Below are 20,365 nucleotides of genomic sequence, written 5' to 3'. Positions count from 1 at the left end.
TAAAATAACATTCGCGAATAAATTTATTATTTAACTAAATCATAAATAGCTTCGCCGCATCTTTCTAAGAACCCAGTCACTTCATTTGAAGTGACGGCATCAATAGAGTTTTTAGTATGTGTTACTGGGTGAACATCAGCTTCATGCACAATTGAATTTCTTCTATCGGCAATCAATCGTAATTGAGTTTTCACATCTCTATCACTCATATTCATTTTATCGGCAACTTTAACCCATTTATGGCTCTCTTTCCATATATATGCTAAGCCATCAGAAATCTTGCCAGGATCTTGATAAGACACTATTCTTAATTTAGAAAGCATTGCCTCCTTAAAATGAAACTCTGCTGGGGGTAATGTCGCTGCTGTCATTTTATTTACAGTATTAATTGTTAATGCCTCCCCCAAATATTTATCAGTAGGTTGTCGTCTCCCCATATAGATATCAACCAACCCAATCAATATTAAATCATGCAATAACTTATCAAAAGCGCTAACACTATAAACGACTTGAGCTCTAAGTAAATCCTCATAAGAGACAGGCCCTTTGACAGCCTCATCCAAATAATTATATAAAACTGCTAAGGCTTTTGATTCTTCCAAGTTTTTCTTGAAGTTCAAAAAAGCATTATACATTTCTCAACAGCCCTTCTAATTCCTGAGTAATTTCACTGAAAGTTTTTTGGAATAGATCCCGTTTGGTAGACATTTGTTCTAGCACCGGCCCCGTTTCCTGAATATCCTCATCTCTCAGAGCAAAGACAGGAACCTCCGCATTAAACGATTTTGGAAGTAGACCTTGGAAATCCGGAATTTCAGATAAACAATAGCCACTTTCAATTAAATGTTGCGGGTATTCATCAGCAGCAAGTGTCATACCAACCATATCGAACGCGGGTATTAAATCCTCACTTACCTTTCTTTTTATTTCATCAATATTGTCTCTGTAAGGCCTCGCAGCACGTCCCTTTCTGATATTGAATCTCTGAATTAAAGTACCTAAGAACTTAGGCTCAGAATTACTTAATGGATATGCGCTGTCAGAAAAAATATTTAAATTTTCTCTTTTCCACTTCATCCATCTTGGTAGGGTCTCTCTTAAAGTTTCCAAAGCCATAATGGAGAATGGATCTGGATTCGTCGGGACGATAAATGCATCTGAATTTAAAAACAGGTTCTGGTTAATTGCACTTAAACTTGGGTTCAAATCAATTATGGTATAATCTATATTATACTTTTCTTCAGTAAGTTTAATTAGATTATGAAATGCACCTGGTAAGTTTTGTAGTGTAGATATTGCATTTCCTGCTGTCTGAGCAAAAGTTAATGGTGCGTCATTTGCAGATAGGTCAGCATGTCCAGCTAGCAAGAATAAATTCGGTGCTCTTGGTGGAGACATACAAGTAACCGGTTCTATCAACTTAGGTTTTGCTTTGAATGCTGATTCAACACCATCTTTGATATTTTGTAGTTTAGTACACTCATTTAAATAATATTCTTCAAAAGCATCTCCGAGTATTAAACTCGATAGATTGCATTGAGGATCACCATCTACCAATAATACTCGTTTATTTCCTGCTAACATCCAACCAATGTTATAAACTGATGTGGTTTTACTGACACCACCTTTATGATTGAAAACGACTATTCTTTTCGAGGCCATAAAAACTCCTTTTATTATATAAATTTAATAATTCTAAAATCATTACGTGTGTAGAACTGCGTTACTAACCATACCATTAGATTACTGAGCTTTCACTACTGAAACATGCCCACTGCTAAAGTATGACCAAGCCACAGACTAACGCTAGTTTAGCTTTACCGCATAACTCTCATCATCTGGATTTCAGTTTTACCAAAGCAACATCATGCCCTCAAACCCCTTGCGGCGTCTGACCTGCCACGTTTTGGCGACTTTTCCCCGCGATCCATTCCAAATTATCCGCGATCCACGTAATTCAATTTATTTTATATTTTTCAATGCATTGTGATTTACACCCATAACGCCGCACGATCCGAAAACTGAAAAACACTGAAATTCTTTTCAGTTTGGGATTGCTCGCAAAGCCCCAGGCGTGGCGCGGCCCGGCGGGGTGTTTTGTAGAAAATCAGAACTGAAAAAATTTCCTGATCCAAATTGCGCAGGCGGGTGCGGTGTAGTGCCGTTTTCGTGGGCAAGATGTTTATTTCGTGGGGTTTCTGCCGCGCTGGCGGCACTCTGCTGCGGTGATCGGATTTATTCGCGTGTGATTGTTGCCGGGCTGGAAAGCGGCTCAGAATGGCGCACAGGCGGCCAGATTGCGGGCATGAAAAAGCCCGCGCGGGGCGGGCTGGTGCTTCCTGGTGTTGGCTTTCTTGTTTGTTCAATTTCTACACGGTTAGACGTTTGGTAATCAAACATAGCGGTTTCCCTCCCCCTATCGCAAAATCGAACTATGCAGCGGCAATATCGCAATTTGAGAGAGCGTCAACAGTCAACTGTGCGATGTTGATCATGACTTTTTCACGCTTTTTGTCTTTACGCAGACGGTGACGGGGTAAACGCCCATCGGCCAACATGTCATTGATAGTATCCTCAGCCAAACCAGTGAGTTCGCTGTAGCGTTCTATAGTGACGTGAGGTGTGATCAGAGTGATTGAAATGTTAGGTCGCATGGTGCAACATTCCTCTTCATCGGCTTGTGGTGAGCCGTCGTTAATTGTGATTACTCGTGAAGGTTCCCAAATAGAACTTCAAGACAAACCTTAAGATCGTAACGGGAATCTGTCAGACTGCTTTGTTCGATCGGAAGAACTTTATGGATTTCAAAACTGGAGGGCGGGAAGTAATAGAACGCCTCATAGAGGCTTATGGCTTCAGTACAAGACAGGCACTTTGCGACCATTTGGGCGTATCGAAAAGTACGCTTGCTACTCGCTATATGCGCGACATTTTTCCTGCTGAATGGGTTATACAATGTGCAATTGAAACTGGAGTAGCCCTTCGTTGGCTTGCCTCTGGTGAAGGCTCAATGTTTGATAGCAAGTATTTAGATATTGTAGATATTCCACGGAAAAAACTTCTTGATGGAATATTATACGATTCCAATTACCACTCTTTTGATAAAGCTTTATTACCGTCTGATGTGAAAAATGCGCAAGCCATACTCGATGGCAATATTATTTATATAGTTAATTTAGATTTTGATAAATTTAATGATGGTAAATGGCTTGTGAAATTTGATGATGCCGTTAGCCTAAGAGATATTATAAAAACCCCCAATAATAAGTTAAAAATTGACAATGGGAAGATCGGTTTTGAATGTAACATGAATGATGTGCAATTTATTGCAAAAGTCGTCTCACAAATAAAACCAATCTAATGAGGCCACATGAAAGTAGAAATTCTCATTACGCAAGCAAGTAAGTCAAATCTTTGCAAAGATAAAAAATCATTCACTCACTTATTACAATCTGATAGTAACATCATCATATCAGGTTCAAAATTAAAATATCTAAACACTGAATTTTCACTTAAAATTTCAACATTGAAAGCCTCTAGTGCCAATCACAAATGCTTTCATATGATAGTCGAAGGAAATATAGATAATATTGAGAGGCTTTCAAGTTTACGAAACTTACTTATACATCATTTCAAGAGCGTTCTAGGAACTCCCCCTCAAATAATATGGGATGATATTGATACACACTACTCAGAGAAAGCATACCTTATCATTAAAGATATAGAAAATTTGATGCGTAAGTGCCTAACACAATTTTGTTTAGTAAATGCAGGTCTTGGGTGGATTAAAGAAACAATACCAAGCGAACTAAACTCTAAATTTCAAAGAAACACTAACGAGTCAGACAGTAATTATCTTGCCGGAACTGACTTTATTGACCTGAGTATTATTCTATTTTCAAAATATACCAAACATGACGTCCAATCAATTTTCAAAAAAATACACAACTCTAAAACAACTGATGACATTCAATCAATCATTGAAATGCTGCCAAAATCAAACTGGGAGCGGTATTTTAAAGAACATATAAATCTGGATGAAAACGAATTAGAAAAAAACTGGAGTGAGTTATATATTTTAAGATGCAAAGTTGCTCATAACAAATCATTCACAAAAAACGATCTCGATGAGTTGGTTAGACTGTCTGGGATAGTAAAACCCATTATATTATCTGCAATAGGCAAGCTTAACTTAATTGAAGTTCCAGATGAAGAAAAAGAAACCATCATTTTAAACAATGCTATAAATATTTCAGAACCTGAAAGAAAAACCATCAAGCCATTGATACAGAAGAAAAATAAAATCCAGGAATATAACGAACAAATTGCAAACAGCGTGTTTAACTCTCAAAAGTATAAAGACTTACTTGAAAGTAGTGGCTTCGGTTCTCAAAGATATAAAGAACTACTCGAAAGCACTGGTCTCGCATCTCAAAAGTATAAAGACTTACTTGAAAGTGGCGGTTTTGGCTCTCAAAGATATAAAGAACTACTTGAAAGCACTGGTCTTGCATCTCAAAAATATAAAGATTTACTTGAAAGTGGCGGTTTTGGCTCTCAAAGAGATAAAGCGTTATTTGAAAGCCTCGCTTTCCCACCTCCGAGTTATAAAGAAACAATTCCTGATGAAACCACAGAGAAATCACCAAAATCTGAACAGGTTGAAATTAAGAATAAAAAAGCCAACAATCTCGATGAAGATGAAGATGAAGATGAAGAAAAGTAAATTAATAATGCTTTTATTTTATAAATCACACATTTACCACTGTGTTTACATACAGTAAAAGTGTAGCCTCAATTTAGGAGGACTACGATGGCAGTACGTAAACAATCATCCGGTAAGTGGTTATGCGAGTGCTACCCTGCTGGCCGCGAAGGCCGCAGGCTACGTAAGCAGTTCGCAACCAAAGGTGAAGCCTTAGCATTTGAGCGCTTCACTATGGAGCAGGTGGATAATAAGCCGTGGTTAGGCGAAGCAATTGATCGCCGTAAGCTAAGTGAGGTTGCCAAACTTTGGTATAACCTACACGGTCAATCCCTCACCGCGGGTGAACGCACTTACAAAAAACTATGCCTTGTCATTGAGGCCTTGGGCGATCCCCCTGCTGCTACCTTCACCGCAAAAGACTTCGCGCATTACTGCGATAAGCGTCTGTCCGGTGAAATCTACTTTTCCGAGAAGTGGAAGAACGGTGCAGAACCAGTCACCGTTAATCTTGAACAAAGTTACCTAAGCGGCATGTTCAGCGAGCTAGCGCGGTTAGGCGAATGGAACCAACCCAATCCGCTAGAGAACATGCGTAAGTTTACTGTCGCAGAAAAGGAAATGGCGTGGCTTACCCACGCACAAATCACGGAGCTATTAGCAGCCTGCAGCAAAGGCGATACTGATTTGCCGCTTGTGGTAGAGGTATGTCTCAGCACCGGCGCACGCTGGCGAGAAGCGGAAAATCTCACCCGGTCACAGATAACACCGCATAAGATCACTTTCATTCGTACAAAAGGCAAAAAGAACCGCAGCGTGCCTATCAGCAAAACACTGTATAAGAAGTTGGTAGCACGGGGTGAGGACAGACTTTTCAGCGAATGCTATTTCCGCTTTATGGCCGCACTCGAAAACACCAGCATTCAGTTGCCCAAAGGCCAGCTAACCCATGTGCTACGCCATACTTTTGCGGCGCACTTTATGATGTCAGGCGGCAACATTCTGGTGTTGCAACGTATCCTCGGCCATCATGATATTAAGATGACGATGCGCTATGCTCACCTTGCGCCGGAACACCTCGAAACCACCCTGCAATTTAATCCTCTGGCGACGATGCCAAGTGGCGACAAAGTGGCGGCATAGGTTGGCAATGCCCGCATTTCCTCACCCTTAACCAGGGTAAAAAACCCTTAATAAACAACTAACTTATTGATTTTATTATTGTAGTGAGGAAATCGGGTTTTTTGTTGCCTGCACTCCACCGCCCGCGGGACCACCATCAGATGGCAGCAACACCTCAACTGACGGCGTACAGCGCCGCGTCCGCTCCTTCCTGAAACATCGTTTCTCTTAACGTTTAGTGTCGGGTGGTCGGCTATCAGACAATGATTTCCCAAGGTTTGATTTCAGAAGGAATGAGAGCGGAGTAACTGTATTAATTAGCAAGTGGGGCTGAACTCAACAACGGCCTTATCAATATCTTAATATCAAAAAAAGCAAGACACCTACGGTGCCTTGCTTTTCTTTTTACATTAGCAAGCGCCAAAAAGAACGACAGAGAACAGAACGGAACCGTTCAGATAAATAGTGGCCTTCAATCCCGTAGGAATAAAGGAACCACAGGTCTCTGCGCACACTTTAAGCTGCCCACCAATGGGAATTGGAATCGGCGAAGAAACGCAAAAGTCACCGTAGATAGGAATGGTAAAACAAATTTGGTTGTTTGCAGGGTTATAACTGGCCCCAACGCAAACCGAAAGTTTAAGCGCCAACACGCCCTGCTGCTTAAGGTCTACAGGTACCGGCGCCGGTGTTTTTTGCGAAAATCCAACCGCAGTAAAATCAGCAACATGTTCATTTTGACCGTGCGGATCTTGTTCATTGCATTTACAATCAGCCATTGGAATATCCTCGTAAGTTTTTTAGATATTAATTAGCGAACAATGTAATTGCCGTGGAGCTAATTACATTGATGAATCTAGCAGCACAGTAATTAATTTCCATTCCTTCGCCATTAAATAAAATCAATAAAACAACAATAAAATGATTAATAAGAATATTTTTATTTATGTAACCAACACGGTTTGTTATTGCCGAAATAATTGCAATTCACAATAATATAATCAAAGATGAAGGGAGATAAAAATGAGGATATTACGAGTGAGAATTAAAAAAATGCCCTTAAACCAAGGATGTTAACCTTGTTAGCTTGAGTCACTTTCCATTTTCCCTCTGTCGGTTGAAAAAATTTGGCTAAGCGCCCGGCTTTCCTGCCTGAAAATAAAAAACCGCCTGCAGAGCCGCATATCATCGCAAAATGCTCTTCAAACGGTTTTGTACAAGATCATGTATTCACAGCGCTAATCGCGGATTACTTTGATTCAGCCTGGCTTACGGTGTCTTCGGCTTTCCAGATGCGGTATTTCACTTCCGCGTCTTTCGGCGCATACACCACGATCGGCAGGCGGCTGTTGTAACGCTGCATCGCGGCGTCGCCCAGGTTGGCGGCGATGAATTGCTTGCTCTTGGTGTTATCCGGGCAGGCCATCATGGTCGAGGCCGGCTCGGACAGCTTCTCCAGCACCAGGTAGTCGTAGCCCCAGCCGGACAGGGTTTTGGTCTCCAGCGTGCCGCCAATCATATGGCGGTTGCAGTCCACTTCCAGCGTCTTGCCGATCAGCAGCTCTACCTTATAGTTCTCTTCGTGCTCTTGCTTCGGCAGGTAGATCACCTGGCGGTTCATGCCCTTCTCGGCTTTCGGATAAGGCGCGACCTTTTCCAGCGGCTGTTTGCTGATATCCGCATCGTCGCCAGAGGTGGCCGCCATGGCGCTGGCGGAAACGGCCATCAGCAGGCCGGAAAATACAACGGATGCCTTGTTCATGTTTTATCCCTACACTTTTTGTCAAATAATCCGCCTATAAACTAATACACTACCGCCAAGCTCGCCACAGGTTTAATCTTCTTTACAATAGGTTATAAATAGTGACAATCGACTGGTATTCCCCGTTAACCGGAGCAATACACCAGAAAAAACCGCCGATTAAGACGAGATAAACAAGTGATGACCTGCGCACAACCGGGTGTATCAGATAGGGTTTTCTTGCCGGCGGACTAAGGTTTTCTTAAGACAGAATTATTACAGTGGCGCTATTCAATACTGTCACCGAGCCTGCGCGTGAATCCAGAATCGTCATTAAATCAATCCTCAACGGCACAGCAAATTAAGACAACCGCCCTTTACTCCCTGCCGACATCCTTTTACCGTTGGCAAGTTTTTGGCCTGCTGATCAGCGGTTTGGTGTTCCTGTGGCTCTCCCGCAACGAACAGCTGGACTGGGCGATCAGCAACTATTGGTACGATGCCGCCAGCGGGCATTTCCCGTGGCAAAACAATTACTGGCTGGATCTGATCAATCACCGTCTGTTGAAGCAGATAGTGATCGTGGGCGCGGTGCTGACGCTGTTTTGGGGCATCTATCGCCGCAGCGCGCGCCTGATTGTCAGCATGCTGCTTCTCGGCATCGGCCCGCTGGTGGTGGGCATTCTCAAGGCCACCAGCGCGCACTCCTGTCCGTGGGATCTGATCGAGTACGGTGGCAAGGCGATGTCCTTCCCGTTGTTCGGCGCGGTACCGGCCCTGCCGGGCCCCGGTCGCTGTTTCCCCGGCGGGCACGCCTCGAGCGGTTTCGCGGTCATGGCGTTGTTTTTCCTGTTTTATCCGCAGCGCCCGCGCCTGGCCTGGTGCTGCTGGTGCGGCGGTATTGCGCTCGGCATGTTGATGGGCTTTGGTCAGATCATGCGCGGCGCACATTTTCTTACCCATAACCTGTGGGCAGGTTGGTGGGTTTGGTTAAGCCAGTTGGCAATTTATTGGATAGTTAGCGGCTATTGGCGCCGCAAGATGAGGTAACGGTTATGGAGCAGTTAAACCATGTTCTTTTCGCCTGGATCAATGCGACCCCGGCATCTCCCGAATGGATGATCGATTTCGCCACCTTTCTGGCGCGCGATCTTATCATTATCGTGCCGCTGCTGATCGTCGGCCTGTGGCTGTGGGGGCCGCGCAGCCAACTGGTTTCGCAGCGCGAAGTGGTGGCGAAAACCACGATCGCGCTGCTGTTCGCCATGCTTGCCGCCTCCGCTATCGGCGCGCTGCTGCCGCATGAGCGCCCGTTCGTCGCCGGCGTGGGTTATACCTTCCTGGCGCACGTGCCGGACAGTTCGTTCCCCAGCGATCACGGCACCGCCATCTTTACCTTTGCGCTGGCGTTCCTGTTCTGGCACCGGGTCTGGTCCGGCGCGCTGCTGATGATTGTCGCCGTCGGCATCGCCTGGTCACGCGTTTACCTCGGCGTGCACTGGCCGCTGGATATGGTCGGCGGTTTCCTGCTCGGCCTGGTCGGCTGTCTGTTCGCTCAGCTGGTATGGAATCTGTTCGGCGATGTCCTCGCCGACAGGCTGTCGCGTCTGTATCGCTTTCTGTTTGCCTTCGCCATTCGCCGCGGCTGGGTGAAAGAATAACCGCATAACATGACAGGGGCGTTACCGCCCCTGCTTTCACACCACGCCGGTGGTCACGCAAAATGCCCGCGTTTTTCCCGCTCCCAGCATCACTCCCGCCTCCCCTTCCGGCGCATTAGGCCGGCAGTTTGCCGGCTGGATAAAAGCAAGCAGCCGCCTGTTGCCCTGGACAGCGATGCGCCGCAGGCCATAGTTGAATTGCCCGGTGGCAAAACGCGTCACATAGCGGCGGCCTTGCGGCGCCAGCATAAAGAACTCGGCCTGATCCACGTAGCGCGTCAGATCGTCGGAGCACAGCAGTTCCTGCCCGAGCGCCTCTCCCAACAGCGCCGGCGTCGGCAGGTTCTGGCGGAACACCGCGTCGGGAATGCAATCGTAGTTGAGGCGGCACACATAGCGCAGCGGCTGCGGCCGATCGGCCAGGTTGGTAACCTTCATCTCTATGGCGAACTGCGCGCTCTGGGCCGCCAGACGCAGCGCCGGGCCGATGCGCCAACGCCCGCCCAGCCGCTCGCCTTCACCGTGCAACGTCAGCTCATCGCCCGCCAGCTGCAGCCACACGCGTTGCATCTGGAGCGGCGCGCCGTCGTGACTCGGCCAGGCGGGACAGAACGCGGCGTCGTCAGCGTGCTTTCTTCCGGCGCCCCGCACGCTGCGGCGGCCCGATTTCAGCGAATGACCGTCAAACTCGGCGTCCCAGATCGCGAGGCCCTGATACGGCAAAACCGTCAGCGCGCCACGGCAGTTCGCCAGCGTCAGCATCGGCCCGCGTTCTGCGCAGCGATGCGCGCTCACCGCGAAATCCGCGTTGCGGAACAGTTCCTGCCGATACGTCCCGAAAGCTTCAGGAGCCAGGTCGATGTTGATCTTCATCTTTTTTCCCTCGACGTTTCGCCCGCGCAGGCCGCGAGCGGCCACTGAAAATGTTATTTAAATAACAAATCATTCTTCCATAAGTTATACGCATAACAGTGAAGTAACTATGATCTCGTCGACATTTTTCAAATCCCGCTAGGTTTATCGATATTGCAATGTTATTATTTTCACATTACCTATCCATGCTCTTTTCTCAACTTCACTAAGGAACCGCGATGACCACCGAAAACATCGATTACGCCAGCTATGTTGACCACACCCTGCTGGCCATGGACGCCACCGAAATGCAGATCGCCAAACTGTGCGAAGAAGCGCAGCAGCACAACTTCTATGCGGTATGCGTCAACTCCGGCTACGTGCCGCTGGCGGCCCAGCTGCTGCAGGAAAGCACGGTGAAAGTCTGCTCGGTGATCGGTTTCCCGCTGGGCGCCGGCCTGACCGTCGCCAAAGCCTTTGAAGCCAAAGCGGCGATCGCCGCTGGCGCGCAAGAGATCGACATGGTGATCAACGTCGGCTGGCTGAAGAGCGGCCTGCTGGACGAAGTGAAAGCCGACATCGCCGCCGTGCGCGAGGTTTGCGCGGCGATCCCGTTGAAGGTAATATTGGAAACCTGCCTGCTCAGCGATGCGCAGATCGTCCAGGTTTGTGAAATGTGTCGCGAACTCGATGTCGCCTTCGTGAAAACCTCCACCGGCTTCAGCACCGGCGGCGCTCGGGAAGAGCACGTCAAACTGATGCGCGAGACCGTGGGCAGCGAAATGGGCGTGAAAGCTTCCGGCGCCGTGCGCGATCGCGCCACCGCCGAGAAGATGATCAACGCCGGCGCCACGCGTATCGGCACCAGCTCCGGCGTTGCCATCGTATCCGGCGCGCAGGCGGCGGCTGGCAGCTACTGATCGTCGGCATGCCCTGAGGGGCATAGCCAATACACTCCGATGCGGGACAATACGGGCGGTTGATGCGGCCCGATATTGCCCCGCATCGTTCTGTTTAGCGCCGGAAATGCCGGCTCGCCTTTTATCTCTACTACCTGTGGGAAGACGGATCTATGGAAACGCGGCGCGAAGAACGTATCAACCGGCTAGTTCAGGCGTTAAAACGCGCTGACAAGATCCACCTGAAAGAAGCCGCCGTGCTGCTGGGGGTCTCGGAGATGACCATTCGCCGCGATCTGAGCGCCGAACCGGCGGCCGTGGTGTTGCTCGGCGGCTACGTGGTGACCGATCCGCGCAGCAATGGCGTGACCAACTACTTCGTTTCCGATCAAAAAGCCAAACAGGTAACGGAGAAACGGCGCATCGGCCTGCTGGCGGCGCCGCTGATCAATGAAAACGACACGGTGTTTTTCGACTGCGGCACCACCACGCCGGCGATCATCGACGCCATCGCCGACGAGTTGGCTTTCACCGCCGTGTGTCATTCGCTGAACACCTTCCTGGCGCTGCAGGACAAACCGAACTGCAAGGTGGTGCTGTGCGGCGGCGAGTTCAAGCCGAACAACTACATCTTTTCCAGCGTCGGCGGCCGCAACGAGCTCGATCACATCTGCCCGAACATCGCCTTTATCTCCGCCGCCGGCCTCAGCCTGCAGCACGGCGCCACCTGCTTCAACTTCGACGAGCTGGAGATGAAGCATCGCGCCATGGCGATGGCGCAGCAAAAGATCCTGGTGGCAGATCACAGCAAGTTCGGCAAAACCAAGCCGGCCTGCATCGGCCCGCTGACGCAGTTCGATCGGGTGATCACCGATCGCCAGCCGGACGCCGACTTCATGGCGTTCTTCAACGATAACGCCATCGCTACCCGCTATTAATCCGCCTTCAGCGCCGTCGAAACCGGCGGCGCGCCGCTTCGATATCCCTCTTTCCCCGCCGAAAAATGAACAAATAATGCGCAATCAATTCGCGTTTTTCGCTTATCCGCACGCAACATCAGGTTAATAAAATGCAACAGCTCACCCGCGTGATTATTTTTTCGCAGGCTAACCACGCAGTCGGTTGGGTGAATTAACGGCTATTTATGGCTTTTATATGATAAATCGAGCCAAAGGCCAGGAAGTTTAAATAAACGGCGGTTTACGCGATTGCAGCAAATCTCGCCAATACCTGTTAGGTATCTGTTATTTATATGATGAATGGTTACGCATTTTTATCCGCTAACAACGTAATTAATTTCCCTTCGTTACTAGCGGTGCTTTTCAAGAAAAACAAAATAAAAACAAAAAGATAAACGTTATTTACCTTAAAAACATAATGTGATCTACATCACTAAAACTGCTTAATCCGGGTTTTTCGCTAGATCCAAAACCACGCATAAAATATATTGCTCGGCTTGCTGCTGAGCACAGCGCTTTATCCGGCTAATTATTGTACAAGCCGCATAATCGCAGAAACTTTCATGAGAGCGTTCTCAGCACAAAATCTTACACAAATGTGCAACAAATGCGCGAAAAATCGATAAAAAAGCTGATAACTGCACATATTGCGCATTTGAGAGCAGGATCACGGTTGTTTCTACTGTAAATCGTTATCTTGCCGCCAACAAAAATCGACAGGCAAAGACCTGTCGGCAGCGGTAACGACTTTTATCGCCCGCGACGGTGAAAAGTCTTTAGTGAATTACCCGGCGCTGTGCCTTGGTAATGAACGCAATAAACAACCAGGGGGACGCCAAAACATCCCCGCAAGCAACACCTGATTCTTACCGCAAGCGTTGCCTGAATAGGACGTTTGACGGTTTAACCTTAAGTTTTGCCTTTTAATTTTAAATTCGTGTTCACTTCGGAGATATTTATGGACACTACACAGACCGGCACAATTGCCTCTGCGGCTTCGGGCTCCAGCAGTACCTGGCGTAAAACGGATACCATGTGGATGTTGGGCCTGTACGGCACCGCCATCGGCGCAGGCGTCCTGTTCTTGCCCATCAACGCCGGCATCGGCGGTTTGATTCCTTTGATCATCATGGCCATCATCGCTTTCCCGATGACCTTCTTTGCCCACCGCGGCCTGTGCCGTTTCGTTCTGTCCGGCAAAAATCCCGGTGAAGACATCACCGCCGTGGTAGAAGAGCACTTCGGCATCACCGCCGGTAAGCTGATTACCCTGCTGTACTTCTTCGCCATCTACCCGATTCTGTTGGTTTACAGCGTGGCGATCACCAACACCGTCGACAGCTTCATCACCCACCAGTTGGGCATGACGTCGCCGCCGCGCGCCATCCTGTCGCTGATCCTGATCGTCGGCCTGATGACCATCGTGCGCTTCGGTGAGCAGGCCATCGTGAAAACCATGAGCATCCTGGTGTTCCCGTTTGTGGCGGTGCTGATGCTGCTGGCGGTGTATCTGATCCCTAACTGGACCGGCGCCATCTTCGAAAACGTGTCGCTGTCCGGCAGCGGTACCGGCATGGGTCACGGCCTGATCATGACCCTGTGGCTGGCGATCCCGGTGATGGTGTTCTCCTTCAACCACTCGCCGATCATCTCCGCCTTCGCCGTCGCCAAACGCGAAGAGTACGGCGCAGACGCCGAGAAGAAATGCTCCCGCATTCTGGCTTACGCACACATCATGATGGTGCTGACCGTGATGTTCTTCGTGTTCAGCTGCGTGCTGAGCCTGACGCCGGAAAACCTGGCGGAAGCCAAGGCGCAGAATATCTCGATTCTGTCTTACCTGGCTAACCACTTTAACAACCCGATGATCGAGTACATCGCGCCGGTTATCGCCTTCGTCGCCATCACCAAATCGTTCCTGGGCCACTACCTGGGCGCCCGTGAAGGCTTCAACGGCCTGGTCGCCAAGTCGATGAAGAGCCGCGGCAAAACCGTCAGCACCGCCAAGCTGAACCGCATGACCGCTATCTTCATGCTGGTGACCACCTGGATCGTCGCCACCCTGAACCCGAGCATCCTGGGCATGATCGAAACCCTGGGTGGCCCAATCATCGCCATGCTGCTGTTCCTGATGCCGATGTACGCCATCCGTAAAGTGCCTGCCATGCGCAAGTACAGCGGCCACATCAGCAACGTGTTTGTGGTTGTGATGGGTCTGATCGCCATCTCTGCTATCGTGTTCAGCCTGCTCGGCTAATCACGTCCGGCCGGCGCCGCTGCGCGCCGGCCCTCCCGCACTCCCCCATTTCCCGTATTCACCGCCTGAAACCTGAAGAAGGAGGCGAGACCATGGTCAGCGTTTTCGATATTTTCAAAATTGGCATCGGCCCATCCAGCTCCCACACCGTTGGCCCGATGAAAGCCGGCAAACAGTTCGTCGACGATCTGATCGCCCACCAGCAGCTGCAGGACACCACCCGCGTGGTGGTCGACGTGTACGGTTCGCTGTCGTTGACCGGTAAAGGCCACCACACCGATATCGCCATTATCATGGGCCTGGCCGGCAACCTGCCGCACGACGTGGACATCGACAGCATTCCGGGCTTTATCCGCGACGTCGAACAACGCGGCCGCCTGCCGCTGGCCAACGGCCATCACGAGGTGGATTTCCCGCTGCACGGCGGCATGAATTTCCACAGCGATAACCTGCCGCTGCACGAAAACGGCATGCGCATCCGCGCCTTCGCCGATGAACGCTTGCTGCACAGCAAAACCTATTACTCGATCGGCGGCGGTTTCATCGTCGACGAAGAGCACTTCGGCCAGTCCGCCGAGGGCGCAACGCCGGTGCCTTACCCATTCAAATCGGCGCACGATCTGCAGCAGCATTGCAAAGAGACCGGGCTGTCGTTGTCCGGCCTGGTGATGCAGAACGAACTGGCGCTGCGCAGCAAAGCGGATATCGACGCACACTTCGCCGACGTCTGGCAGGTGATGAGCGCCGGTATCGAACGCGGCATCAACACCGAAGGCTTGCTGCCCGGCCCGATGAAAGTGCCGCGCCGCGCCGCCGCGCTGCGCCGCATTCTGGTGACCGGAGACAAGAACAATATCGACCCGATGAACGTGGTCGATTGGATCAACATGTTCGCGCTGGCGGTCAACGAAGAAAACGCCGCCGGTGGCCGCGTGGTTACCGCCCCGACCAACGGCGCCTGCGGCATCATCCCTGCGGTGCTGGCCTACTACGACAAGTTCATCCGCCCGGTGAACGCCAACTCCTACACCCGCTACTTCCTGGCGTCCGGCGTGATTGGCGCGCTGTACAAGATGAACGCCTCGATCTCCGGCGCCGAAGTGGGCTGTCAGGGGGAAGTGGGCGTCGCCTGTTCGATGGCGGCGGCCGGGTTGACCGAGCTGCTGGGCGGCAGCCCGGCGCAGGTGTGCATCGCGGCGGAGATCGCCATGGAGCACCATTTGGGGCTGACCTGCGATCCGCTCGCCGGCCAGGTACAGGTGCCTTGCATCGAACGCAACGCCATTTCCGCCGTCAAGGCAGTCAATGCCGCGCGCATGGCGATGCGCCGCACCAGCGAGCCGCGGGTTTGTCTGGATAAGGTGATCGAAACCATGTACGAAACCGGCAAAGACATGAACGCCAAATACCGCGAAACCTCACAGGGCGGGCTGGCGATCAAGGTCGTGGCCTGTAACTGATCGCCACGGCGAGGCACTAAAGGCGCCGGCCGGTCTGACTTGGCCGGCGCCGTTTCAATAGCGATCCTTTCCTGCCGCAACGCCCACCTGAATGCCCGCGCGAGGCCCCACTGCCCCGGGACGAGCGCTGTGCCGCAGCCAACCGTAAAGTTCGGCATTACGCCGGAATCCCATTTTGCGCATCACGCTCATCTTGTGGTTGCTGACGGTTTTCACGCTGATGTCCAGCATTCGGGCGATTTGCGTCACCCCCATCTCGCGCGTCATACAGCGCATGATCTCCTGTTCGCGCAGCGTCAGGCCACGGTGCTGGCATATGCAGTTCCTGCCACAACCCGGCCGGTTCGGCCATTTGCTGCGCCGCTCCAGTTCGGCGCTCACCTGATACAATGCCGATACCAGCGGCGTATCGTGGTAAATGACGCCGGCCTCCAGCGAGCAGCGGGTGCCGACGGTGCGTTTATACCGCCCCTCCGGCATTCGCAACGAGAAATACAGCGTTTTGCGCCCTGCGGTCTGCGCCTCAAAGAAGTGACAAAAACAGCTTTGCACGCCGGGAGGAAAATAGCAGAACACCAAATCGGCTTCGTGAACCTGCTGCGCATCCAGTAACAGCGTGCGCTTGCCATAAGTGCTGAAGTGCAGCGCCAAGGCCTCCTGCCAACCGGCGCTGAAGTAACGGTTTTCATCAAATAGCGCGATTTTTATCATCGTGTTCATCCCTGCCCTCCCGCCGTTCCGGCTTCCCGTTTAACCGCCTGGGCGCCCTTTGCCGGCGCCTGACTGTTGTCGATGCGTAATTCATAAATCATGGTGGCGTTAGGTGGCACTTTCGGCGGATAGCCGGTTTCGCCGTAGGCCAGCGCCGGCGGCACGACCATCGTCAGCGAACCGTGGTTGTGCAGATGGCTTATCGCCTCCCTGAACAGCGGCGGATACTCGGACAGCGGTTGCGACAGCACCTTGCCGCTCAGTTCCATATCCTGGATCACCGTGCCGTCGGTCAACGTCTCCTTCACGACCACATCGACCACCGCCGTTGGCGCCTGCGCGCCCTCCCCGGCGTAATCCACCCGATACCAAAAGCCCATCGCCGACTGCTTTACGCCCTTTTGTTGACTGAACTGCGCCAGGTAATCTTCATCACGCCGCCGCTGTTCGTTAACGCGTTTCTCACGCGCGGCCATGGCGGTGGCATCCGCCTGCGCCGTCAGCGCATTCAGTTCATCCGGCGGCAGCTGCAAACGCCCCGACACGCTATCGATGACGCCCGCCAACAGGCTGTCGCGGTCCACCGGTACGCCCCAGCTTTGACGCTCCGTCACTACCCCCTGAATATCCCGCCCCAGCGCACTGCCCGCCGCATAGGACAGACGCTTGCGATCATCCTTCAACTGCTCCGGCGTCACCTCCCATTGCAGCCGCTTACGCAACGCCAGCAGGTCTTCGCGCGCCTGCTGAGTCGCCCTCTGCTCACCGGCCCGCTTCTGCTCGCTCTCTTCCAACGCGGCGCGCAGAGCGTGCAACGCCTCCTGGTGCTCGCGTTGGCGTTGTGCAAGCGTCTGTGCCGATGCCTGCGCGGCAGATTCCAGTTCGGTGACGCGCCGTTCGGCCTGCGCCGCCGTCGCTCTGCTTTGGGCGGTTTCCTGCGTCGCCTGACGCAGCAACGCCTCGGCGCGCTGCGCGTCGGGCGAGCCGCGCCAGGCGGCGCCCAGCCCGGCGATCCACTTTTGCAGCGTTGACGAATCGGGCAACGTCGCGACGGATGGCGTCGCTTTCTCCGCCCGCAACGCGGCGAGTTCCTGGCGCAACATCGTCAGTTCCATTCGCTGGCGCGCCAGCTGTTGGTCACGCGCCAATAATTCCTGGGTCAGCGTAAAAGCTTTGGCCGGTGAGGCTGGCTTATTGTTGTCCGACGAGCGCTTCGCGGGCTCACGCTTTTTTTGCCCCGACTCGCGGTCGACTGGCGCCGCTTTTTCGTTCGTCGGCACGATGTTTTGCCGTTGATACTGCTCGGCAAACTGCAGCAGCGCCGGCACGCCGTCGTCCGCCAGCGCGACGCCGGAGAACAGCAGAGCGACGCAGCCCAGCAGGCGCAGCCTCATTTAATCTGCTCCCCACGATCCGCCAAGCCGGTCAACACCGCCTGATTCACCCCGGCGCACAGATAGTTGACCTTGTAGCGATACAGCGCATCCACCGTCTCCTGCGTGTCGCCGTTTACCCTGGCGCGCAAGCTGGCGTACTGCGAGGCGCCGCTCATCAGGCTGTCGAAGGCCTGCTGATAGCGCTGATACTGTTTCTCGTCGATCGCGCGCAATGCGCCCAGTTGCTGCTGGCACTGCTGCAGCTGTTCGGCCTCACGCTGCTTGCGCAAAGCCTCTTCTGACGGTGGTTGCACAACCTGATTTTTAGTGTTCACGGCGGGCTTGCCCGACTTTTGGCTTTGGCAAGCGGCGGCGCTCAACGCCAACAGGCACAGCAGCCCCATGCGCAGGGCGTGATTGACGTGCTTTCTCATCATTGCGTTTCTTGTCCTTGTAGACGCTTATTCGTATTCCAACGTAAAAGTGGCCACCGCGCTGAAGGTGCCGCGGCCGATGGACTTCGTCTGGATAGCCTCCGGTTCCCCTTGCACATAGGCCTGCAGCGTAAGCGTGGTGTTGCCGGCACTCAGGCGGAATTTATCGCTGGCGCGATTGAGCGGCAGCGCCTTGCCGCTGCTGTCTTCCAGCCCGATGCCGATCCCCGACGCCAGGCTGCCGGCATCCAATGCCAACAGGCCGGGCAATTTGGCGTTCTCGGTGCCGGTAAACGTGATAGCCACCGTATTGCCCAGGCTGAGATCGCACTCGGTCAGGTGCAACGCGAAGGTTTGACTGTGGGAACGGGTGTTCAGATACAGGTATTTGTCGACGATGGTGCCGAAATCCAGTTGGATATCCTCATCTCCCGGCTGAATGACGCACGGCTCAGCCACCAGCGTGCCGTGAAAGCGCATGTTTTCCGCCGCGGCCGCCGGCTGAGCCATTATGCCGGCCGCCATGACCATGCCGGCCCCCAACAGCGCGCTCCGGCGCCGGTTCGTCTCTGTCGCGCGCATGACGCCACTCCCTTTGGTTATGCTTGCGCCAATCCGGCGCAAGCGGCGTATTAGTCGTAGTAAAGCCGGAAATCGATCGCCGCGCGGTAAGCGCCGGCGCTCAGCGTCGCCGGGGTGCGCACCGGCGTCACCGTATACGTCAGGGTGTTCTGCCCCGGCGTCAGCAATACCGGTTTGTTACGTGCGCCGAGGCGCACCGGCAGGCCGCTGGCATCCGCCAGCTGCAACCCCAACCCGGTGACGCCGGCAACCCTGATCAGCCCCGGCGCGTCGTCATCCGTCGGCGCGGCAAACGCCACGGACACCGCAGGCTGGCTGCCGCTCCAGGCCAGCACACCGGTCCAGGCGTCGCGGTTGCTCGCCGGCGCCCGCAGACAGTCTTTCAGCGTCAGCTCGAACGCCACCGGCGTGCCGCGATCGCCCGGGCGCTGGAAGTGCGCCGTTCCCGTCTCACCCAACCACACTTCCTGACGAGCGGTGGTCATTTCCAGGCTGCAGGCGCTTTCCGTCAACGCGCCGTAGACGTGGAGCGTGCCGTTCGCCCCTTCCACGTCCCAGTTGTCCACCGCGCGGGCCGGCGGCATCAGCATCAGCATCGTGCCCGCCGTCAGCGGCACCATCAGCGCGGCCAACACCGTCAGGCCGATAGTGCGTCGCTGATGACGTTCATAGGACTTTCCCAACAGCATGGGGATCTTTCGTTGCATGATTCGTTCACTCCGCTGTGTTCATGACTCGGTCTTCCCTGCTTGCGCGCGGCTCGTCATTTGGCGGCCTTCACGGCCTGGCAGGCACTGCCGGCGCAGCGGAAGTTCAACTGCGGCCGCCCGCCGTAATCGTTGATGTACGCCAGCGACGGCGCGTTGCCGAGGCTCGCGGCGGAAACGTTCAGCGGGGCTCTGGCCTTCGGCGCCACCATCAACGGTTCAAAGCCGGCGGCCCCTTTGCCGCCCTTGCCGGCGCTCGCCTCAACGATCGTCACGTAATACGGGGTCGGGTTGTTCACCACGTACTTGTCACCCTGCCGGGTCAGGGTCAGTTGCTCCTGCCACGGCGCCGCGTTCTTCTTCGGGGCGAGCGCCGCCGGGCGATAAAACATTTTGATGCGCGTCTGCAACGCTATCTGCAGCGTGTTCAGCTTATTGCTGCGCGGCGGGATTTCGCGCAGGTTAAAGTAATACAGCGTCTCCCGATCCTGCGGCAGCTGACGCGCCGCCGGCAGCGACTGGATCTTCACCTGGCTCGGTTTGCCCGGCTCCACCCGTTGCACCGGCGGCAGCACGGTGAAGGGGCTTTGGATCTTGTTGCCGCGATCGTCTTCGATCCATCCCTGCGCCAGATACGGCAACTGTTTGTTCTGGTTACTGATGTTGAGACTGACCGTTTTCAGGTCGCCGTCGAAAATCACGCGCGTGCGATCCAGCGCGATAGCCGCCTGAGCGGGCAGGCCGACCGCGCCGAGCGTCAATGCGGCGGCGAGCGGGCCCACAAGGGAAACGGTCTTTCTGGTCATAGTCAGATTCATCATGTCTTCACGGTTCCAGTCGGCCGAAGGCGGGCAATCCCGCCCCGGCGGTTTAGCGGCGGAGCGCACTCCGCCGGGTGT

Annotated in this window: 22 protein-coding genes; 9 read left to right on the top strand and 13 right to left on the bottom strand. The window is 52.9% G+C overall.

The annotated features are described in order from the left end of the window. Positions 1-26 precede the first annotated feature (26 nt). The 4 genes from WFM45_RS03985 to WFM45_RS03970 all read right to left on the bottom strand — a co-directional run bounded on the left by WFM45_RS03985 (position 27) and on the right by WFM45_RS03970 (position 2,654). The gene (locus WFM45_RS03985; RefSeq protein ID WP_139375461.1) at positions 27-635 is read right to left on the bottom strand and encodes a HEPN domain-containing protein; all 609 of its coding nucleotides are present in this window, start codon (positions 633-635) and stop codon (positions 27-29) included. After that, entirely contained in the window at positions 628-1,662 is a 1,035-nt protein-coding gene (locus WFM45_RS03980; RefSeq protein ID WP_336954713.1) for a ParA family protein, read from the bottom strand. The genes WFM45_RS03985 and WFM45_RS03980 overlap by 8 nt, the downstream gene beginning before the upstream one ends. A gap of 329 nt (positions 1,663-1,991) precedes the next feature. Next, complete coding sequence (locus tag WFM45_RS03975) at positions 1,992-2,366, bottom strand: hypothetical protein (protein WP_336954711.1); 375 nt, start codon at positions 2,364-2,366, stop codon at positions 1,992-1,994. Between the two features lie 66 nt (positions 2,367-2,432). Further along, positions 2,433-2,654, bottom strand: coding sequence for a hypothetical protein (locus WFM45_RS03970; RefSeq protein ID WP_004965108.1), 222 nt, complete (start codon positions 2,652-2,654; stop codon positions 2,433-2,435). A gap of 143 nt (positions 2,655-2,797) precedes the next feature. Between WFM45_RS03970 and WFM45_RS03965 the strand changes: the two genes are divergently transcribed. The 3 genes from WFM45_RS03965 (at position 2,798) to WFM45_RS03955 (ending at position 5,848) form a co-directional block, all read left to right on the top strand. Next, entirely contained in the window at positions 2,798-3,361 is a 564-nt protein-coding gene (locus WFM45_RS03965; RefSeq protein WP_336954708.1) for a phage repressor protein CI, read from the top strand. Between the two features lie 9 nt (positions 3,362-3,370). Continuing rightward, a complete protein-coding gene (locus WFM45_RS03960) occupies positions 3,371-4,726 on the top strand; it encodes a hypothetical protein (RefSeq protein ID WP_336954705.1) in 1,356 nt (451 codons plus the stop codon). Positions 4,727-4,813: 87 nt separating this feature from the next. Further along, positions 4,814-5,848, top strand: coding sequence for a phage integrase (locus WFM45_RS03955; protein ID WP_336954703.1), 1,035 nt, complete (start codon positions 4,814-4,816; stop codon positions 5,846-5,848). A gap of 389 nt (positions 5,849-6,237) precedes the next feature. On the opposite strand, the gene WFM45_RS03950 is transcribed toward WFM45_RS03955, so the two are convergent. Together WFM45_RS03950 and eco are read right to left on the bottom strand one after the other, a co-directional pair. After that, positions 6,238-6,606: a hypothetical protein gene (locus tag WFM45_RS03950; RefSeq protein WP_072010115.1), complete on the bottom strand. Its 369-nt coding sequence runs from the start codon at positions 6,604-6,606 to the stop codon at positions 6,238-6,240. Positions 6,607-7,076: 470 nt separating this feature from the next. Then, positions 7,077-7,589, bottom strand: a complete 513-nt coding sequence (gene eco, locus WFM45_RS03945) for a serine protease inhibitor ecotin (protein WP_033633474.1) — start codon at positions 7,587-7,589, stop codon at positions 7,077-7,079. A 294-nt stretch (positions 7,590-7,883) separates the two neighbouring features. Between eco and WFM45_RS03940 the strand changes: the two genes are divergently transcribed. Continuing rightward, positions 7,884-8,618 (top strand): phosphatase PAP2 family protein, encoded by a 735-nt coding sequence (locus WFM45_RS03940; RefSeq protein ID WP_033633475.1) that lies wholly within the window; start codon positions 7,884-7,886, stop codon positions 8,616-8,618. A gap of 5 nt (positions 8,619-8,623) precedes the next feature. After that, positions 8,624-9,229, top strand: a complete 606-nt coding sequence (ybjG, locus tag WFM45_RS03935; protein ID WP_015377285.1) for an undecaprenyl-diphosphate phosphatase — start codon at positions 8,624-8,626, stop codon at positions 9,227-9,229. Positions 9,230-9,265: 36 nt separating this feature from the next. Here the strand turns inward: ybjG and WFM45_RS03930 are convergent, their stop codons facing one another. Next, on the bottom strand, positions 9,266-10,102 hold the full coding sequence (locus tag WFM45_RS03930; protein ID WP_085336405.1) for a hypothetical protein: 837 nt from the start codon (positions 10,100-10,102) through the stop codon (positions 9,266-9,268). Positions 10,103-10,320: 218 nt separating this feature from the next. On the opposite strand from WFM45_RS03930, the gene deoC reads away from it, so the two are divergent. From deoC to WFM45_RS03910, 4 genes are all read left to right on the top strand, one after another. Beyond that, entirely contained in the window at positions 10,321-11,001 is a 681-nt protein-coding gene (deoC, locus tag WFM45_RS03925; protein WP_004938693.1) for a deoxyribose-phosphate aldolase, read from the top strand. A gap of 152 nt (positions 11,002-11,153) precedes the next feature. Further along, entirely contained in the window at positions 11,154-11,918 is a 765-nt protein-coding gene (gene deoR, locus WFM45_RS03920; protein ID WP_033633478.1) for a DNA-binding transcriptional repressor DeoR, read from the top strand. Between the two features lie 979 nt (positions 11,919-12,897). Continuing rightward, positions 12,898-14,196 carry an HAAAP family serine/threonine permease gene (locus tag WFM45_RS03915; protein ID WP_004938697.1) on the top strand — a complete coding sequence of 433 codons (1,299 nt, stop codon included), beginning with the start codon at positions 12,898-12,900 and terminating at the stop codon, positions 14,194-14,196. A 92-nt stretch (positions 14,197-14,288) separates the two neighbouring features. Further along, positions 14,289-15,656 (top strand): L-serine ammonia-lyase, encoded by a 1,368-nt coding sequence (locus WFM45_RS03910; protein ID WP_074469397.1) that lies wholly within the window; start codon positions 14,289-14,291, stop codon positions 15,654-15,656. Between the two features lie 54 nt (positions 15,657-15,710). Here WFM45_RS03910 and WFM45_RS03905 read toward each other — a convergent pair whose 3' ends face one another. The 6 genes from WFM45_RS03905 to WFM45_RS03880 form a co-directional block, all read right to left on the bottom strand. Next, on the bottom strand, positions 15,711-16,376 hold the full coding sequence (locus tag WFM45_RS03905) for a helix-turn-helix domain-containing protein (RefSeq protein WP_085336406.1): 666 nt from the start codon (positions 16,374-16,376) through the stop codon (positions 15,711-15,713). Beyond that, a complete protein-coding gene (locus WFM45_RS03900) occupies positions 16,373-17,761 on the bottom strand; it encodes an FKBP-type peptidyl-prolyl cis-trans isomerase N-terminal domain-containing protein (RefSeq protein ID WP_336954692.1) in 1,389 nt (462 codons plus the stop codon). Before WFM45_RS03900 ends, WFM45_RS03905 begins: the two co-directional genes overlap by 4 nt. Beyond that, positions 17,758-18,180: a hypothetical protein gene (locus WFM45_RS03895; protein WP_033633481.1), complete on the bottom strand. Its 423-nt coding sequence runs from the start codon at positions 18,178-18,180 to the stop codon at positions 17,758-17,760. The genes WFM45_RS03900 and WFM45_RS03895 overlap by 4 nt, the downstream gene beginning before the upstream one ends. Positions 18,181-18,204: 24 nt before the next feature. After that, a complete protein-coding gene (locus tag WFM45_RS03890) occupies positions 18,205-18,759 on the bottom strand; it encodes a fimbrial protein (protein WP_166729756.1) in 555 nt (184 codons plus the stop codon). A gap of 50 nt (positions 18,760-18,809) precedes the next feature. After that, positions 18,810-19,448: a fimbrial protein gene (locus WFM45_RS03885; RefSeq protein ID WP_121976449.1), complete on the bottom strand. Its 639-nt coding sequence runs from the start codon at positions 19,446-19,448 to the stop codon at positions 18,810-18,812. 74 nt (positions 19,449-19,522) lie between these two features. Continuing rightward, positions 19,523-20,287, bottom strand: coding sequence for a fimbria/pilus periplasmic chaperone (locus WFM45_RS03880; RefSeq protein WP_336954687.1), 765 nt, complete (start codon positions 20,285-20,287; stop codon positions 19,523-19,525). Positions 20,288-20,365 lie beyond the last annotated feature (78 nt).

Origin of the sequence: Serratia sp. KG1D (genome assembly GCF_037150675.1) — a bacterium.
Taxonomy (GTDB): Bacteria; Pseudomonadota; Gammaproteobacteria; order Enterobacterales; family Enterobacteriaceae; genus Serratia; species Serratia nematodiphila.
The sequence above is the reverse complement of the archived record's forward strand: the minus strand, read 5'-3'. Positions and strand labels throughout refer to the sequence as shown.

Excerpts from the sequence above, each read along its gene's own strand:
- WFM45_RS03985 (WP_139375461.1), bottom strand. The coding sequence starts at position 635 with ATGTATAATGCTTTTTTGAACTTCAAGAAAAACTTGGAAGAATCAAAA.
- WFM45_RS03980 (WP_336954713.1), bottom strand. The coding sequence starts at position 1,662 with ATGGCCTCGAAAAGAATAGTCGTTTTCAATCATAAAGGTGGTGTCAGT.
- WFM45_RS03970 (WP_004965108.1), bottom strand. The coding sequence starts at position 2,654 with ATGCGACCTAACATTTCAATCACTCTGATCACACCTCACGTCACTATA.
- WFM45_RS03965 (WP_336954708.1), top strand. The coding sequence starts at position 2,798 with ATGGATTTCAAAACTGGAGGGCGGGAAGTAATAGAACGCCTCATAGAG.
- WFM45_RS03960 (WP_336954705.1), top strand. The coding sequence starts at position 3,371 with ATGAAAGTAGAAATTCTCATTACGCAAGCAAGTAAGTCAAATCTTTGC.
- WFM45_RS03955 (WP_336954703.1), top strand. The coding sequence starts at position 4,814 with ATGGCAGTACGTAAACAATCATCCGGTAAGTGGTTATGCGAGTGCTAC.
- WFM45_RS03950 (WP_072010115.1), bottom strand. The coding sequence starts at position 6,606 with ATGGCTGATTGTAAATGCAATGAACAAGATCCGCACGGTCAAAATGAA.
- eco (WP_033633474.1), bottom strand. The coding sequence starts at position 7,589 with ATGAACAAGGCATCCGTTGTATTTTCCGGCCTGCTGATGGCCGTTTCC.
- ybjG (WP_015377285.1), top strand. The coding sequence starts at position 8,624 with ATGGAGCAGTTAAACCATGTTCTTTTCGCCTGGATCAATGCGACCCCG.
- WFM45_RS03930 (WP_085336405.1), bottom strand. The coding sequence starts at position 10,102 with ATGAAGATCAACATCGACCTGGCTCCTGAAGCTTTCGGGACGTATCGG.
- deoC (WP_004938693.1), top strand. The coding sequence starts at position 10,321 with ATGACCACCGAAAACATCGATTACGCCAGCTATGTTGACCACACCCTG.
- deoR (WP_033633478.1), top strand. The coding sequence starts at position 11,154 with ATGGAAACGCGGCGCGAAGAACGTATCAACCGGCTAGTTCAGGCGTTA.
- WFM45_RS03915 (WP_004938697.1), top strand. The coding sequence starts at position 12,898 with ATGGACACTACACAGACCGGCACAATTGCCTCTGCGGCTTCGGGCTCC.
- WFM45_RS03910 (WP_074469397.1), top strand. The coding sequence starts at position 14,289 with ATGGTCAGCGTTTTCGATATTTTCAAAATTGGCATCGGCCCATCCAGC.
- WFM45_RS03905 (WP_085336406.1), bottom strand. The coding sequence starts at position 16,376 with ATGAACACGATGATAAAAATCGCGCTATTTGATGAAAACCGTTACTTC.
- WFM45_RS03900 (WP_336954692.1), bottom strand. The coding sequence starts at position 17,761 with ATGAGGCTGCGCCTGCTGGGCTGCGTCGCTCTGCTGTTCTCCGGCGTC.
- WFM45_RS03895 (WP_033633481.1), bottom strand. The coding sequence starts at position 18,180 with ATGATGAGAAAGCACGTCAATCACGCCCTGCGCATGGGGCTGCTGTGC.
- WFM45_RS03890 (WP_166729756.1), bottom strand. The coding sequence starts at position 18,759 with ATGCGCGCGACAGAGACGAACCGGCGCCGGAGCGCGCTGTTGGGGGCC.
- WFM45_RS03885 (WP_121976449.1), bottom strand. The coding sequence starts at position 19,448 with ATGCTGTTGGGAAAGTCCTATGAACGTCATCAGCGACGCACTATCGGC.
- WFM45_RS03880 (WP_336954687.1), bottom strand. The coding sequence starts at position 20,287 with ATGATGAATCTGACTATGACCAGAAAGACCGTTTCCCTTGTGGGCCCG.